A 16924-nucleotide genomic window follows, 5' to 3' on the forward strand; every position below is an offset into this window, starting at 1 on the left:
AGTATAGATATAATACTAGTGAGAAAGAAGTGCAAACAGGAGGTTCATGTATGAAATTGGTAATTAAAGTTTTAGCTATATTCGCCATTATTCTAGGTGGAACAGCGTATTATTTGAACACAAAAACAGAAGGTGTACATGCTTTTGTAGACAACTTCTTTTCAAATAAAGAAATACAAGATTATTATGCGGTTATAGATAAAGGTGAGAAAAAAGACGGAGAATACTTGTATACTTTTAAAGGGTATACAGAAGACGGAAAGTTACAGATCATTAAAAGAATGATGAACCGTGAATTGCATACGGGGGCGTTTATAAAAATTTATGCAAAAGGTATGCAAGGAAAAGGATGGGCTGAAATCCCGAAAGAATCTATTCCACAAAAAGCGTTGGAAAAAATAGAAAAACCATAAAAGGAGCGACTCATTCGCTCCTTTTTAGTGGGTTAAAATAGTGATAGATGTTTTTTCCTTGTTAGAAATAATTTTTGCACGTCCACCAATTGGGAAAGTGAAAATCGGGGTTGTATGCCCGAAACTTGCGTTTGCAATGATAGGAATATGTGCAAGTTCAGGTTTTGAAGCAATCATTTCTTGAATGTCTTCTATCGTACATTCTGCACCTTTTTGCATCTTTCCTATAATGATTCCCTTTATGTATTCAAAATCTTGCTGCTGCATAAGGGAATGTAAATAACGATCAAAAGTTTTAAGAGTAGATGTTCCAGTTAAACTATCTTCTTCAATAAATAAAATTTTGTGCTTTAAATTTGGCATATATGGTGTGCCTTGCAGTAAGTTAAATGTGCTCATATTGCCACCGATAATATCTCCCGTAGCTTCTCCTTCCTGAATTGAAACGTATCCTTCATTTTTAATAAATTCTCGATTTTCCTGATCTATATACCAAGAATCATCGCTCCATGTTTCAGATGGCAGGACTTCAATAGGCTCATTAGAAGTTAAGCACTTTAAAAAGTAATCGGTTGTATACCCGAGCCCTTTCTCCATTCCAAACGAAGAGAAATGGGGTCCTGAATATGTAACGAGACCTGTTTTTGCGTAAATTGCATTATTTAAGGCAGTAATATCAGAATAACCACAGAAAAATTTCGGGTTTTCACGAATTAAATCATAATCGAGATGTTTCAATAAACCATTTGAGTTGTATCCGCCAAGTGTAGTCAAAATAGCTTTTACATTAGGGTCTCCAAATGCTTCATGGAGGTCTTGAATGCGGGAAGAAATAGAGGAGGAAGCAAATCGATCTATCTCATCAGCATATTTTGAGAATGTAACTTGAAAGCCCATGTCAGTTAATCTTTTTATAGCAAGTTTTCTATTTTCATTTGAAACAATACTTAAACTACACGATGGTGAAATCACTCGTATTTCATCACCCTTTTTTAACTTTGTTGGTATCACTATATTCACCTCTTTAATTGAAAGAAAATTTAGATTTAAAAAATATTTTATCATATGAAATAAAGTAGAAGTGAATTATTTTTTGAAATGGAGTTTTCCTGATTTTTCAGCAGACAGACAGAGTCTTTTTTTGATATGATAGGAAAAGTGATTTATTATAAGTAGTATTTAATATCTATAACATTTGAAAGGTGTGCAAGACGTGGAGAAACAACTTGCAGGCTTGCCGGTACACGTTCATTTCGTAACAGAAATCCGTGAAGGGGCGAGGAAGGAAACCGTTGCTTTTGAAGCAAATGGTCAATACTATGTAAAAGGTCAAGGTACATATGTAACATTCCAGGAGCCGAACGAACAAGGCGAAGTGAAAACAATTATTAAAATTCAAGATGAACAAGTTCTCATTATGCGTTCAGGTGCTGTTTCTATGCGTCAGACGCATGTGAAAGGTGAATGGACAACTGGTACGTATACGAGTGAACTTGGTACGTTTGCATTGCAAACAAAGACTGATAACGTTCTTTTTAAATGGTCGGATGAAAAGAAAAAAGGACAACTCTTCTTAACTTACGCATTGCTTCTAAGTGAACAAGAAGCTGGCAGATATACTATTACAATTAATTTGAAGGAGGCAAAATAATGAATTCCTTAGAACAAGTAAAAGGATTGATTAAAGAAGAAATTCAGGCTGCTGTATTAAAGGCAGAATTAGCGACAGAAGAACAGATTCCAAACGTTGTATTAGAATCTCCAAAAGATAAAACAAATGGTGACTTCTCTACAAATATGGCAATGCAACTTGCACGCGTTGCGAAAAAAGCACCTCGTATGATTGCAGAAGAACTAGTTGCAAACTTCGATAAAGCAAAAGCTTCTATTGAAAAAATCGAAATCGCTGGTCCTGGTTTTATTAACTTCTATATGGATAATAGCTACTTAACAGATTTAATTCCAACAATCGTAAACGCTGGTGAAGCTTACGGTGAAACGAATACTGGTAAAGGTGAAAAAGTACAAGTTGAGTTCGTATCTGCTAATCCAACAGGTGACCTTCACTTAGGACATGCACGTGGTGCGGCAGTAGGTGACACTTTATGTAACCTATTAGCAAAAGCAGGCTACGATGTATCTCGTGAGTACTACATTAATGATGCTGGTAACCAAATTCATAACTTAGCTCTTTCTGTTGAAGCTCGTTACATGCAAGCTTTAGGCTTAGATAAAGAAATGCCAGAAGACGGTTACCATGGTGCGGATATCATTGGAATTGGTAAACGTTTAGCAGAAGAATTCGGCGATCGTTATGCGAAAGCTGATGAAAAAGAAAGCTATGAATTCTACCGTGAGTACGGTTTAAAATATGAATTAGCAAAACTTCAAAAAGACTTAGAAAGCTTCCGCGTTAAATTTGATGTATGGTTCTCAGAAACATCACTATACAAAAACGGAAAAATCGATCAAGCTCTTGCTGTATTAAAAGAGCGTGAAGAGATCTTTGAAGAAGACGGCGCAACTTGGTTCCGTTCAATGACTTACGGCGATGACAAAAATCGTGTATTAATTAAAAACGACGGTTCTTACACATACTTAACGCCAGATATCGCGTATCACCGTGATAAATTAGAGCGTGGTTTTGATAAGTTAATCAACATTTGGGGTGCTGACCACCACGGTTACATTCCTCGTATGAAGGCTGCTATTCAAGCACTTGGTTACGATAAAGACACGCTTGAAGTAGAAATCATCCAAATGGTACAACTATACCAAAATGGTGAAAAAATGAAGATGAGTAAGCGTACGGGTAAAGCAGTTACACTTCGTGAGCTTATGGAAGAAGTAGGCGTGGACGCAATGCGTTACTTCTTCGCAATGCGTAGCGGTGATTCTCATTTAGACTTCGATATGGACTTAGCTGTATCAAAATCTAATGAAAACCCAGTATACTATGCACAATATGCTCATGCTCGCGTATGCAGTATCCTTCGTCAAGGCGAAGAATTAGGATTAGCTGTAGATGGAGATGTGAACTATAAACTTGTTACTTCTGAGAAAGAAGTAGAGTTACTGAAAAAACTTGGTGAATTCCCAGCTGTAGTTGCGGATGCAGCACAAAAACGTCTGCCACACCGTATTACAAACTATGCATTTGAATTAGCAGCAACATTACACAGCTTCTACAATGCAGAAAAAGTATTAAACCAAGATAACTTAGAATTAAGTAAAGCTCGTTACGAGTTAATGAAAGCAGTACGCACTACACTTCAAAATGCATTAGCAATCGTAGGAGTATCTGCACCAGAAAAAATGTAATGAAGAAAAGCGGAAGCGGCTCGTTTAGAATAGGAGGGGGATGGAGCTCCTGACAGAGAGGTGTACTTTGCCTCGGAGGAAGGCGCGAAGCCACCGAGTATTCTAGCCGCTGGAACTGGACAATAAAGAAAAGCGGAGCCGACTGTTTAGTCCCGAAGGCTAAGGTTCTTTCCCACAGAAGATGCATTTTATCTTCTCGTGGGGAAGGTTCTTAGACAGAAGGGGCTAGGAGGCAGAGCTGGACATAAAGAAAAGCGGAGCCGATTTTTCGCTTTCAGTAAAAGGCAATCACACAATGTTGTGATTGCCTTTTTGTATGGAGATAATAAAAAAAATTATCAAACAAAAGGGGAATTTGCGTCGTCTTATATAAATGACAGGAGGCTTATGATGGAAGAAAAGATAGAAGAATTAATTGATATATATAAGCAGCAAATATATTCCTTATGCTATAAGTTAGCGAAAACGAAAGAAGATGCGGAAGATATTTTTCAAGAGACGTGGATAAAGGTTTTTTCATCAAGGCACCAACTTTTTTATGTGGATAATTATAAAAAGTGGATTACTACAATTTGCGTTCGTACATTTTATGACTTTTACCGCAAGAAGAAAAGATGGAAAGATCGCGTCTTAGATTTATTTCATAAAGAAGATGGTGGAGAAATAGATTTCGCAGATGATGTGAATATATCAGAAGAATTTATTCAAAAAGTGGAAGCGGAAATGATACGGGAAGTTATACAGCTATTGAATGAAAAATATAAAACCGTGCTCGTACTCTACTATTATGAACAATACTCTTATAAAGAAATGAGCGAAATATTAAATATACCGATTGGTACAGTGAAATATCGCCTTAATTATGCGAAGAAGCAAATGCGAGAACATTTGGAGGGGTTCGTTTATGACAGAAGATAAATTTGAACAGAAGGTAAAGAGTAGCTTAGCAGAAGAGATAACTCCAAGCGAAGAGCTAATAAATAACACGAAGCAGGGCGTGCGAAAGGCTCAGAAGTTAGAGAGGAAATGGATGATTTGTATTCACACCATTTGGATTGTTTTGTTAACAATTGTTATAGAACAATTTGTCACACATTTGGATTATAAAATTCCTATGTTGATAGCCATTGTGATTATGATGCATGTATACATTCCGATATATGTTGTAATACAGTCATTTTTAAAGAAGGAGTATAGATTACATGAAAGAGTTCGCTAATCCGTTTGTACTATTTGAAGTAGCTGGAGTGACGATGTTTTTAGCTTTTATAGCACTTTTAATATGTGTTGCATCATGGGTATATACAGATGCTAAAGCACATCAAATGAGCAAAGGATGGAGTATTTTAGCAGTTATATTGCCATTCTTTATTGGGTTTTTATTATATATGGTAAGAAGAAGTAAAAAGAAGGTTGAAGGAGAATGTAAGGTGAATTTTGTTAAAAAACAGAAAGTAACATTAGTTGCGATATTGGCAAGCACAATGTTTGTATTACTTAGTGGTTTTACTTTTGCACAAACGTTAGATGACGCGTGGAGAGCCGGGGATATATATTTAGCAAATGAGAAGCAAGGGAAAACAAGTTATGAGGCAAAATTCTCATCATGGGATATTGCCAGTAAGGATATTGAATTTCAGTATGAAAAGGATACAGAAGTGACATTTTCTTATGAGACAGATGCAAAACGAGGAAACTTATGTTTTAGTGTGTATGAAAGACAAGGAGAAGGTATAAAAGAGTTAAAGGAAATTTGTGAATCGAAAAAAGGTACTTTTACAGTTACTTTAAAAGCAAATGAAGAATATGTATTGAATATAAGCGGATTAACAGTAAAAGATGGATTTGTAAAAGTGAATTGGCAAGAGAAATAAAAGGGGCCCTATAAAGGACCTCTTTTTTATTGAATAGTATAAGTAACAGAGAAACTAACAGGACTATAGTAAACGTAAGGTGCATGAAATTGAACATACATATTTCCATCTGTTTTTGCAGTGAAAATTCGGCCGTAACCATCAGAATAACGTCCAATTAGGTTATGATTTGAGTCATAAACACTGTAACTAGGAGTTTTGCTGTTAGGATGAATTGTTAGTTCTTGTCCTTTTTGAAGGAAAATAGGTTCTTGTTCAGAACTACCTCCAGTTTGCAAAGAATAAAATTTTGTAAAGCTTTGTTCTTGAGCGGCAGCAGCGACTTTTGTTTCAGGAATAAACGCAGTAGCTCCAGTAATTCCTGCTAAAGTTAATGCACCTGCTAAAATCATTTTTTTCATAATAGAAAAAACCTCCTTATTAGTTGTAATCGGTTTTGTTACAGATAATATTGTATACGATAATGGGTAGGATAAAATATGCTTTTATGCATATATATTTTTTCTCAATAAAAGACCACTGATAAAATCAGTGGTCTTTTAAATGATTAAGCAGCTTTCTGTTCAGTTTGAGGAACAGGTTTTTGAAGCGAGTTATAAACTCCTGTTCCGATAACGTCTAATGCCATTCTCATTCGTTCAGGTGAAATGTTTTCTAATACGTTATCTTGAGGTGTATGGTATACCTTCTCAATATGATAGATTAATGGATTCCAACTATCGACACCCATCCAAATGAATAGAGCAGCAGGAATACCAGCTTCAGCAAATGGAACATGATCACTAGAACCGAATTTACCTTGTAGGATGAGGTTATTATTTAGTTGTTTACCTGCTTGCAAGGCAGCGTCTGTTACAAAGTTTGTAGAGCCATCAGGTGTCATAGCATATAAATTCTTTGCTTTATCATAATTTGTTGCAACCATGTCGGCGTTAAAGACACCTAAAATACGGTCGCGTTCTTTTTGGGATAGACTATTCACGTAATAATCCGAACCAAGTAATCCAGTTTCTTCAGAACCAAAGGTAATAAAGCGAATTTCTTTATCAGTTTCTACATTTTGAAAAGTACGAGCTAGTTCTAATACTAATCCAGTTCCAGAAGCATTATCATTTGCGCCAGGTGCTCCGACAACACTATCATAGTGCGAGCTTACAACGACTGCTTTTTCATTACCTGTACTCTTCTTTGGTTTCTTTTTGGCGATAACATTTAGAGATGTTAATTTAGATTCATGTCTCGCTTTTAGGGAAAGAATTGTTGTCCCTTTTTTAGCGATTTCTTCTTTAAATGCATTTCCTTGCGCATAAGCAAGACCAAAGACAGGGATAGATTGCTTTTTCATTAGGCGGGGATTGAAGGTTTGTCCATAATTTCCGCGTCCGCCAATTAAACTGTATAAAAGAACACCTTTTGCACCTTTGCTAACAGCATTTTCAACTTGTTTATTATAGTCGGTAACTGTCGTTCCTCTTTCAAATAAAACAATTTTACCGTTTACTTCATTTGGAATATCTTCTAATTTTGTCCCACCTTGAACAAAGATAAGGGGAGCTGTAACAGCTTCTGTAGAAATTAGTGCATTAGGAGCAGCACCAGCTTGCCAATTACGTTTTGTTGATAGGGGTGATTCAATGAATCCAACGTATTGATCGGGCACCTGAAATGGTTGATATTCTACTTCATAGCCCATTGATTTAAGCTGCATACCAATGTAACGAGAAGCCCATTCTTCGGATTTTGTTCCACCGGGGCGAGGACCAATTGTTTCAGATAAGAAACGAACATGTTCAATCGCGCGGTTTGGATCAATCTGTTTTGTAATAGATGGAGTTTGTGTAACCTCTGACGTGGAATCCGCTTTTGCTTGCCCAATTGGAGCTAAGCTAACAGCAAGTGATACAGCAAGCAAAGAGCTTACTATTTTTTGTTTCAATGATTTTCTCATTTTTTCCTCTCCTATTCTTCTATTCTCTCTGACTGACAAAAGAAGACGGATAATGACTTTATTTTACCTTCACACCTTTTATTTTTCAATATTCTGACATTGAGAAATAAAAAAACGATATATGCATATTTGCATATTTTTGAGGGAGATATGTATGCTATCATTTTAAACGAAGGTTCGCTTTCTACTCTGAAAGCTCCTACATTGCATGAATCTAGTGTACCCAAACTTTAGATTATGTAGAGGAATGGAACCACTGTAGGGTTTCATTTCTCATGTTTGAATCAGTTGATGGTAATTATGTTTCCGCATTTCATAATTATTATCAGTGATATATGTAAGGCATCCATATGAAAATAAGAGGCTGTTCAAAGGTTTTCCGTACTTTTGGGCAGCCTCACCCCGTTAAAAGGACGATACTTTATGTATCGTCCTTTTTGTATAAAAAAACATCCAATCAATTGAGAGATTGATTGGATGTGAAAAAATTATTAATAATTTTTTTTGCGTTTTGTAGCTAAAATACTTAATAATCCAGCTAGTAGAAGAACAATACCTACTGTTTGTGTAGGGTCTTCTTTATGACCTGTATTTGGAAGGTGCTTATCCGTATTTCGATCATCTTGCTGTTTGTTATCTGTTTTATTCGATGTTTCTTCGGAAGTTCCGTTTTCGTGTTTCTCAGATGTTTCATTGCCTTTGTTATCTTCTTTATTTGGAGGAGTAACTGGCTTGTCATCTCCACCTGAAGAAGATTCAATTTTTTTATTTGAAACTGTAATTTGTAGTGGCTTAGCTTGGGCTTTATCAATTGTAAAGTTTATTGGTGATGCATCTAATTGATAGCCTTTAGGAGCCTTTGTTTCTACTAATTGATAATTACCAGGTTTCAAATCATTTACGATTACTTTTCCGTGTTGATCTGTTTTTAAACCTTCTCGGATGACTTTTCCATCTTGGTCTAAAATATTGAAAATGGCACCTTCAAGTGTTCCGTGGTGATCAATATCAACTTTAGTTAACTCAATTGAACCTGTTGTTAAACTATTTAAGGCTGTAACAGAGGTAACCTGAGATTGTCCTTTCGTAATTGTGAAAGGAATTGGTTTAACGTTTAAATCATAGCCAGTTGGAGCTTTCGTTTCAATGAACTGATAATCTCCCGGACGTAAATCAGAAACTGAAATCTTCCCATCTTTATCAGTAGTTAAATCAGTGCGAACAATTTTACCTTTCGCATCGATGATGTTAAACACTGCATCAGAAAGTTTTGTATCTGGATTTATATCATCCACTTTTATTAATTCTACAGCACCCTCAGTTAAGCTATTTGTAGCAGTAACTTGGAGCTTTTCTTTTTGGCTTTTCTTAATTGTAAACTTAATAGGTGTACTATCTAATTTATAGTGTTCAGGAGCTTTCGTTTCAATAAACTGATAGTCCCCAGGACGTAAATCAGAAACAGAAATTTTTCCATGTACATCTGTTGTAAGTTCAGTGCGAATGTCGTTACCATTCATATCAGTAATTTTAAATATCGCATCTTTAAGAGCAGTACCATCTACATCATCTACTTTAGAAAGTTCCACAGTGCCTTTCGTTAAGCTATTTGTAGCTGTAACGGAGATAGGATCAGCTTGGCTCTTTGTGATTGTGAATGGAATTGGCTCTTTGTTTAAATCATAGTGTTTCGGAGCCGTTGTCTCGATGAATTGATAATCACCAGGACGTAGGTCAGAAACGCTAATTTTACCTTGTTGATTCGTAACAAGATCTTTGCGAATTACAGTGCCATTCATATCCACAATTTTAAATACTGCGCCTTCAAGAGTAGTGCCATCGACGTCATCCACTTTAGAAAGTTCCACGCCGCCTTTTGTTAAACTATTTTTCATAGTAACGGTAGCAATATCTTTTTGGCTTTTTTCAATTGTAAATATAATTGGTTTTTTGTCTAAATCATAGTGTTCAGGGGCCGTTATTTCAACGAATTGATACGTACCAGGACGTAAGTTTTCGATAACGATTTTACCTTCACTGTTTGTTTTTAAATCTGTTTTAAGTACTTTGCCATCTTGATCTAGTAAATTAAATACCGCATCGGCAAGTTTTGTTTGAGTGTTTAAATCATCAACTTTAAGTAATTCGATACTACCTTGTTTTAAGCTATTTGTAGCAGTTAAAGAAATAACTTTCTTCTGTCCTTTTTCAATAGTGAATTTGATTGGTGTTTCATCTAAAACGTAATGCTTAGGAGCTTTCGTTTCGATGAATTGGTAATCACCAGGACGTAGGTCGTTAATTTCGATTATTCCTTGTTCATTTGTAACAAGGTCTTTATGAACTACATCACCGTTCATATTAACAATTTTAAATACTGCATCTTTAAGAACAGTGCCATCAATATCGTCTACTTTAGAAAGTTTAACTGCACCCTTTGTTAAAGCATTTGTAGCAGTGATATGAAGAGTTTCAGTTTGGCTCTTTTTAATTGTAAATACGATAGGTTTTTTATCTAAATCGTAATGTTCAGGAGCAATTGTTTCAACGAATTGATACGTACCAGGACGTAGATTTTCAACAACAATTTTACCTTCAGCATTTGTTTTTAAGCCTTCTTCAACTAGCTCACCGTCTGCATCTAATAAATTAAATACGGCGTTAGAAAGTTTTGTATTTATATCAATATCGTCAATCTTTGTTAGTTCAACGCTACCTTTTTTCAAAGCATTTTTGCCTGTAACATTGATCTCTTTCGTTTGACTTCTTTCAATTGTAAATGGAATCGTTGTTTCATCTAATACATAGTGCTCAGGAGCTTTTGTTTCAATGAACTGATAGTCTCCAGGGCGTAAATCAGAAACAGAAATTTTTCCGTTTTTATCTGTAACAAGATTCGTATGAACTTCCTTACCATTCATATCCACAATCTTAAAGATTGCACCTTCGAGCATCGTACGATCGATGTCATCAATTTTTGTTAATGTTACTGCACCTTTCTTTAAACTGTTAGTAGCGGTAACAGTAATATTCTCTTTTTGACTTTTTTCGATAGTGAACGGAATAGGGTCTTTGCTTAAGGTATAGTCTTTTGGAGCTTTTACTTCAATAAATTGATAGTCTCCAGGACGTAAATCAGAAGCAGTAATTTTACCGTTTTTATCAGTCGTTAAATCTTTTCGAATTACCTTTTTAGTATCATGAGCGTCAACGATTATAAATTCTGCACCTTCAAGAGTAGTGCCATCAACATCATCAACTTTTGTTAAAGTGACGCCACCTGTAAGTAAACTATTTTTTACAGTAACAGGGATAGGAAGATCTTCCTTACTACCTTTTTTAATTGTGAACTTAATAGGTGTTTTGTCTAATTTATAATGTTCAGGGGCTTTTGTTTCGATAAATTGATAATCCCCTGGTGCTAAATCAGGAATAACTAATACTCCGTGATCATCTGTTGTTAAATCTTTCATAATTTCTTTGCCAGTTGGGTCTTGCAATGTGAATACAGCGCCGGCAAGAGCTTTACTACTTTCCACATCATCTTCTTTAATAAGTTTAACTTTTCCTTTCGTTAAACTATTTTTAAATGTAAGTGGAAGGAGTTTTTGTTGTCCTTTTTCGATTGTAAATTCAATTGGTTCTACATTTACATCGTAATAAGTTGGAGCCTTTGTTTCGATAAGTTTATAGTTACCAGGACGTAAGTCATCTACAACTAGCATTCCTTTATTATTCGTAACAAGGTCCGTACGAACATCTTCATTAGTATCTCTATTAACGATTTTAAATACTGCACCTTCAAGTGTTTCCTTTTCATCTGCAGCATTCACTTTTGTTAACTCAATACCGCCTTTTGTTAAGCTGTTTTTAGCGGTAACAGTAGCCTGAGTTGTTTGACTTTCTGTAATCGTAAATTTAATTGGTTTTGTATTTTTGTCGTAATACTTCGGTGCTGTTACTTCGATAAATTTATAATCGCCAGGGCGTAAGCCAGTAGCGATAGCTTTACCATCCGCACCAGTTTTTACATTTTCGCGAATGACTTTCTTTTCATCATTTGCATCAACAATTTTAAATACAGCACCTTCAAGAGCTGTACCATCGATATCATCAACTTTTGTTAATTCAACATCTCCTGGTTTTAAAGCATTTTCAGCTTTCACAAGTAGAGTTTCTTTCTGACTTCTATCGATTGCAAATTCAATAGGTTCTGCTCGTAAAACGTAATGTTCAGGAGCAGCTATTTCAATGAATTTATACGTACCAGGACGTAGGTTACTAACTTTAACTTTACCGTGTTTATCAGTAGTTAAGTTAGTGTAAGGGGAAACGTCATTATTATTTGTATCGACAAGCTTGAATACTGCACCTTCAAGTGGTTTTTTCTCACCAAACTCATCAACTTTTAATAATTCAACTTCGCCCGTTTTTAAGCTGTTATTTGCCGTAACAGTAGCAAGAGCTTGTTGGCTTTTATCAATTGTAAACTCGATAGGGTTTGTACTTAACGTATAATCCTTAGGAGCTTCTGTTTCGATAAATTTATAAACACCAGGCTCTAGATCTTTAATGGTAACTTTTCCATCTGAACCTGTTTTTATATTTTCACGAATTACTTGTTTCTCGTCATTCGCATCGACAATTTTAAATACAGCACCTTCAAGGGCAGTGCCATCGACATCATCGACTTTCGTTAAAGTGACACCACCTTTAATGAGGTGATTTGTCGCGGTAACAGTAAGTGCTTTCTGTTGGCTTTTTTCAATTGTAAATTTAAGCGGTTTTTTATCTATTTCATAATGTTCAGGTGCTTTCTCTTCAACAAACTGGTACTCTCCAGGAAGTAAATTTTTCGCTTCGATTTGTCCGTTACCATTTGTCGTTAATTTGGTATAACCAGGAATTCTTTTGTTATTTTGGTCCCGTACACTAAATACAGCACCTTCTAAAGTATTACCCTCTTTATCAACTTTTGTTAGGATAGCTGAGCCTCTAATTAAGCTGTTTTGGGCCGTTTTATTGATTACTGTTGTTTGATCTTCCTCGATTGTAAATTCAATAAGTCGATCATCTAATTGATAATGCTCAGGAGCCTTTATTTCTTTTAAATAGTAAGTTCCTGGTTTTAAATTATCTACAGTAATTTGTCCTTTATCATTTGTTGTTAATTTTTCGTGTTCTGAAATTATTTTTTTATCTTTATCAAGTAGTGTGAAAACGGCACCTTGCAGTGTGACGTTTTTATTCAGGTCATCAGACTTTGTTAAAACTACTTTACCGACAAACTTCTTATTTGCAAGTTTATATGTTGTAGTCTCTTGTGTACCAAGTTCAACAATTTTTCCTTGTTTTAAATCCCAGCTAATTACATAGCCTTCAGGAGCCTTTGTTTCTTTTAATAAATATTTATCGCGTTTTAAATTATTAAATTTAGCGATACCGTCTTTGTCTGTTGTAATTTTACGGATAACAGTTTTACCTGTACGATCGTATAAAGTAAATTCTGCCCCAGCTAATAGTGCGTTTTTATTGTCGTTATCTACCTTTATAATTTCAAGGTTTCCACGGCCTTTAGTAGCAGATCCTCCGCCTGAACCAGAAGACATTCTCACTTCAATCGTTTCAGTAGTTTCTGTGTTTTTAACTGTCAACTTATTGCCTGTGATTTTCGCTTTATTACTTACTTTTTCTTTATCGTCTGCATTAATAAGTGAGCGATATTCTAAAATATAAGCTCGATCAATTTTTTTCAAGAAGGCAATTTCGAAATGTTGCTTTCCGGTATTATTGTCTGTTGTTATTTTGAGTTTATAGTCTGTTCCTTCTTTTAATTCGTTTACTGTATCTTTTGTTAAATTTCCATATGGATCAACAGTTGTAGGATATAAGTGGAATGAATCTTCCACAATTACCTGATTTTCGGTTGGGTCATCTGTTACAACGGCATCTGCAATGGTTGATTGGCTTTCGTTAATTGCGATACTCCAATTAATATAGTTGTCGTCTTGCACAGCTTTTTTAGTAACAAAGCTGCCACCTTTATTTACTTGAGTGTCACCTGTAAGGGTGTTTATAATTTTAGAGCCATCTTTTAAATCTGCCTCGTTTTTGTAGGTACCTTGGATAAGTTCACCATCAAGGCTTGTTTTAAAGATAATATAGTAAGGTGAATTAATTGATTGTTTGAAATGAACCTTTAGGGTGTTTTTATTGTTCTCTGTAGGTTCTTCAAGTTCATATTGCTCAGTTGGTACAGCATTACCAGGTTGTGCATTATTAGGATTTCCATTTAAAATCATATCGCGCACTTCAATGGATCCAGGCACTAACTTTTGTTTATCTTGTATGACGTCTATAACATAAGGATCTTTAATCTCAACATTATTATAGTTAAAGCCTATTATCCAAGTAATTTCCTTCGTTTGGGCGTTATAAGAACCGTATTTATAACCATTTGCTTTTGTGAAAGTATCAGGATCAAAATTAGCTTCAACTTTATTTGATTGTGGATTAGAATCCGTATCTATCCAAGATAGGTTACCTGTATTTTTAAATGAAGTTTTACCACTTTCTAGCTTTGTATAATCAAAGTCTGTCGTATATTTTACAACTAATGTCTTTGTCATATTAGACTGATATGTACCTATAAGAGTAATTTTGAAGCCTTTATCTGTTGCATCTAAAACATAGTCAGTCCCAGCTTGAAGGGTATAATTTCCATCTTTAATTTCTAGTTTCTTATCTTTTAATTGTAATCCACCATGATTAAAGGTATCCGTAATGATCGCGTTGTTTAATGGATAGTTGTTATTATTTACTATAATTGTCCAAGTTGTTGTTTTGTCTTTATAATTTGTTTCAGCTTTATTATTAGATTTAATAATATTTTGCTGCTTGAAGCTAGCTTCATTTTCTTTACTTGAATCATTATCAGCTGTAACTTTATTTTTTACTTTTCCATCTTCTATAACTTTATTAGTTGGCTTGGTTTTATAGGTAATCACATAAGCACTATTAATATCATCATTAAACTGTAAATCGAATCCATTCTTCTTGTTACTTACAGTGTAATTATTAACAGCGTCTCCGGTTACAAGCGTTCCTTGTTCATTATATGAAGCGTTTTTCACAACAATAGAATTTGCATCTAGTTCGTGTGTATCGTCAAAAATATCTTTTAAAATCGCATCTGCTTTTTTGATCTCTCTTTGATCACCATTGTAAGTAATTGTCCACTCAATTGTTTGCGTCTTTGGATCATATTTACTTGTTTTATTTAAGTGTGTACCACGAGAAACCGTTACAGTAGAGCTTGCGTTTTGTTGCTTTTGATTATCACTCGTTATCGTAACGTTATTTCGGAAACTTTTAATATTTTCATCAGTAATTTTTGTGGCATATTCGATTTGATATGCTTTATTGATAGAATCCTTGAAAGCAATCTCCAATTTTGAGCCATCTGATGAAATAATATTGTAATCTGTTGGCTCAGCTTCTGCACCACGCGTTACATTCCCATTAACATCAACTTCTAAATAATAAACTTTAATAGAATCTTTATTTAAGTTTGTACCTTGTGGAATGTTATCTTTAAAAATAGCGTTTTTAAGGGTGTCTTGCGTTTTGTTCATCTCTACTTTCCAATTAATTTCATTTGTATTAATTGGTCTATCAGGTAATCCTTTTTTATTCGTAGCTGTTTGTACATTAGGCTTAAAGTCAACTGTAATAGAAACATCCTTATCTTTAATAGGGAAAGGAATTTCTTGTGTTGTTGTACCTTTAATTTCAGCTTTATTAAATTCTGTCTTTAATTGTAGGTTACCAGCAACATCTGGATGCTCTTCAACATAATCGTTGAATGTCATCGTGACTTTTCCATCTTTTGTAACAGTAAAATTACCAATTTGATGGTTTTCACTATCATATAAAGGACTGTTAATTGTATTGTAAATCTTAAAATGTTTAGGAAGATCAAAAATATAGTAATCTCCATTTTTCACATTCATTGACTTTAAAAGTTCCCATGTAAACTCAATATTGGCAGGGGAATCTGTACTTGGACGGTTATCCTCTGTAAATGGTTTTCCGTCTTTATCCGTCAACTTTACACCGGTTAAAATGTTTGTTGTTATTTGCTTTGGACCTGAATTTGTATTCTCAGCAGGGTCGCTTGATAGCTTTTGTTCTGGATTGTCAGTAGCAATTTTAGCTGCTAGGTTTTGTTCCGGATTATCAGTGGCAGTTTTAGCTGCTGGGTTTTGTTCCGGATTATCAGTGGCAGTTTTAGCTGCTGGGTTTTGTTCCGGATTATCGGTAACAGTTTTAGTTGCTGGGTTTTGTTCCGGATTATCAGTAACAGTTTTAGTTGCTGGATCTTGCTCCGGATTGTCAGTAACAGGTTTAGCTACTGGATCTTGCGCTTGTTTATTAGTATCCTGTTTGGTGCCATCTTCTTTAGAGTTTTCTACTTGAACAGGAACTGATATAGGCTGAACCATTGTTCCTAAAGGAAAAGCGATTTGAACTGATTTTTCCCCAGGTTTTAAAGTTGAGTTAAACACGGTATCAACTTTAATTTTTCCTTTAGCGTCTTTCAAATTTTCTACTTGATCATTAAATATTAATTTTAATTTATTATCTTTAGCTGTTATAAAATATTGACCAATATTTTTTTGATCTGTTACTAAATCCCCTTGCAAATCTTTAGATACTTTTAATGCAAGTGGTATTTGAACTACTGCTGTATCATTTGCGTGTGCAACTTGTTGATCCTTTATTGACCAAGCGTATTCTACTTGAATGGTTGATCCTATCTTTATTAAATTGTTAGGATTTTTTGATTCGTCAATAATATGATTCGTCGCATCTTTCATTTCAACAGTGTCAAATAAGGAATCCCCTGTTAAGGTTTCCGCTCTTACTTGATTGTATGGAAAACTAGCAAGTTGCGAAAATAGTACGAATACAATTAAACATACATTAAAAAGTTTTTTCATTTTTCCTCCTCTGAACATTCATTTGTCCATTGGGGACTTATTCCACATGAACAAATGGAATATTAAAAGTATTTGTTATAAGCTATTTATTTTTGTTATCCCTCCGTTTCTATACGCGTTCTCAGACAAACAGAATTATGTTCAAAGCAATATTATTTAACGTAAAACAAAATGTATATTTACACAGTTCTATGGAAATATACACAATTCGACAAAAAATGTCGAAAAAAATACTGATATAAATAATGATATCAGACCTTTATATGTGAGATAGTTTTCATGTATATCTAGTAAAAAAGAATGGTTATAAAGGTAAGTTTTACGATACATACTAACCAATGTAGTGTATCCCTTTGTGAAGGCTTA

The 16924-nt window shown here is 34.7% G+C and carries 10 protein-coding genes; 6 read left to right on the forward strand and 4 right to left on the reverse strand.

Going from position 1 to position 16924, the window contains the following annotated elements; genetic code table 11:
• The first annotated feature begins 50 nt into the window (after positions 1–50).
• On the forward strand, positions 51–413 hold the full coding sequence (locus HFD78_RS16695) for a YxeA family protein (RefSeq protein ID WP_000779915.1): 363 nt from the start codon (positions 51–53) through the stop codon (positions 411–413).
• 24 nt (positions 414–437) lie between these two features.
• Here HFD78_RS16695 and HFD78_RS16700 read toward each other — a convergent pair whose 3' ends face one another.
• Positions 438–1424, reverse strand: coding sequence for a S66 family peptidase (locus HFD78_RS16700; RefSeq protein ID WP_000613235.1), 987 nt, complete (start codon positions 1422–1424; stop codon positions 438–440).
• 202 nt (positions 1425–1626) lie between these two features.
• Between HFD78_RS16700 and HFD78_RS16705 the strand changes: the two genes are divergently transcribed.
• The 5 genes from HFD78_RS16705 to HFD78_RS16725 all read left to right on the forward strand — a co-directional run bounded on the left by HFD78_RS16705 (position 1627) and on the right by HFD78_RS16725 (position 5608).
• The gene (locus HFD78_RS16705; RefSeq protein ID WP_000414867.1) at positions 1627–2064 is read left to right on the forward strand and encodes a YwiB family protein; all 438 of its coding nucleotides are present in this window, start codon (positions 1627–1629) and stop codon (positions 2062–2064) included.
• On the forward strand, positions 2064–3734 hold the full coding sequence (argS, locus tag HFD78_RS16710) for an arginine--tRNA ligase (RefSeq protein ID WP_001086446.1): 1671 nt from the start codon (positions 2064–2066) through the stop codon (positions 3732–3734). The genes HFD78_RS16705 and argS overlap by 1 nt, the downstream gene beginning before the upstream one ends.
• A 390-nt stretch (positions 3735–4124) precedes the next feature.
• On the forward strand, positions 4125–4652 hold the full coding sequence (locus HFD78_RS16715) for an RNA polymerase sigma factor (RefSeq protein ID WP_000391478.1): 528 nt from the start codon (positions 4125–4127) through the stop codon (positions 4650–4652).
• Positions 4639–4953 (forward strand): hypothetical protein, encoded by a 315-nt coding sequence (locus HFD78_RS16720; protein WP_000133823.1) that lies wholly within the window; start codon positions 4639–4641, stop codon positions 4951–4953. The genes HFD78_RS16715 and HFD78_RS16720 overlap by 14 nt, the downstream gene beginning before the upstream one ends.
• On the forward strand, positions 4937–5608 hold the full coding sequence (locus HFD78_RS16725; RefSeq protein WP_000657192.1) for a hypothetical protein: 672 nt from the start codon (positions 4937–4939) through the stop codon (positions 5606–5608). Before HFD78_RS16720 ends, HFD78_RS16725 begins: the two co-directional genes overlap by 17 nt.
• Before the next feature lie 26 nt (positions 5609–5634).
• Here HFD78_RS16725 and HFD78_RS16730 read toward each other — a convergent pair whose 3' ends face one another.
• The 3 genes from HFD78_RS16730 to HFD78_RS16740 form a co-directional block, all read right to left on the reverse strand.
• Complete coding sequence (locus tag HFD78_RS16730; protein WP_000738221.1) at positions 5635–6009, reverse strand: hypothetical protein; 375 nt, start codon at positions 6007–6009, stop codon at positions 5635–5637.
• A 146-nt stretch (positions 6010–6155) separates the two neighbouring features.
• Positions 6156–7556 carry a M28 family metallopeptidase gene (locus HFD78_RS16735; protein ID WP_191968092.1) on the reverse strand — a complete coding sequence of 467 codons (1401 nt, stop codon included), beginning with the start codon at positions 7554–7556 and terminating at the stop codon, positions 6156–6158.
• Between the two features lie 491 nt (positions 7557–8047).
• Entirely contained in the window at positions 8048–16558 is an 8511-nt protein-coding gene (locus HFD78_RS16740) for a SpaA isopeptide-forming pilin-related protein (protein ID WP_191968093.1), read from the reverse strand.
• Positions 16559–16924 lie beyond the last annotated feature (366 nt).

This window comes from Bacillus sp. EKM501B, from assembly GCF_011800505.1.
Classification (GTDB): Bacteria; Bacillota; Bacilli; order Bacillales; family Bacillaceae_G; genus Bacillus_A; species Bacillus_A cereus.

Coding starts and splice junctions, on each gene's coding strand:
- HFD78_RS16695 (WP_000779915.1), top strand. CDS start 51: ATGAAATTGGTAATTAAAGTTTTAGCTATATTCGCCATTATTCTAGGT.
- HFD78_RS16735 (WP_191968092.1), bottom strand. CDS start 7,556: ATGAGAAAATCATTGAAACAAAAAATAGTAAGCTCTTTGCTTGCTGTA.
- HFD78_RS16715 (WP_000391478.1), top strand. CDS start 4,125: ATGGAAGAAAAGATAGAAGAATTAATTGATATATATAAGCAGCAAATA.
- HFD78_RS16740 (WP_191968093.1), bottom strand. CDS start 16,558: ATGAAAAAACTTTTTAATGTATGTTTAATTGTATTCGTACTATTTTCG.
- HFD78_RS16720 (WP_000133823.1), top strand. CDS start 4,639: ATGACAGAAGATAAATTTGAACAGAAGGTAAAGAGTAGCTTAGCAGAA.
- HFD78_RS16730 (WP_000738221.1), bottom strand. CDS start 6,009: ATGAAAAAAATGATTTTAGCAGGTGCATTAACTTTAGCAGGAATTACT.
- HFD78_RS16725 (WP_000657192.1), top strand. CDS start 4,937: ATGAAAGAGTTCGCTAATCCGTTTGTACTATTTGAAGTAGCTGGAGTG.
- argS (WP_001086446.1), top strand. CDS start 2,064: ATGAATTCCTTAGAACAAGTAAAAGGATTGATTAAAGAAGAAATTCAG.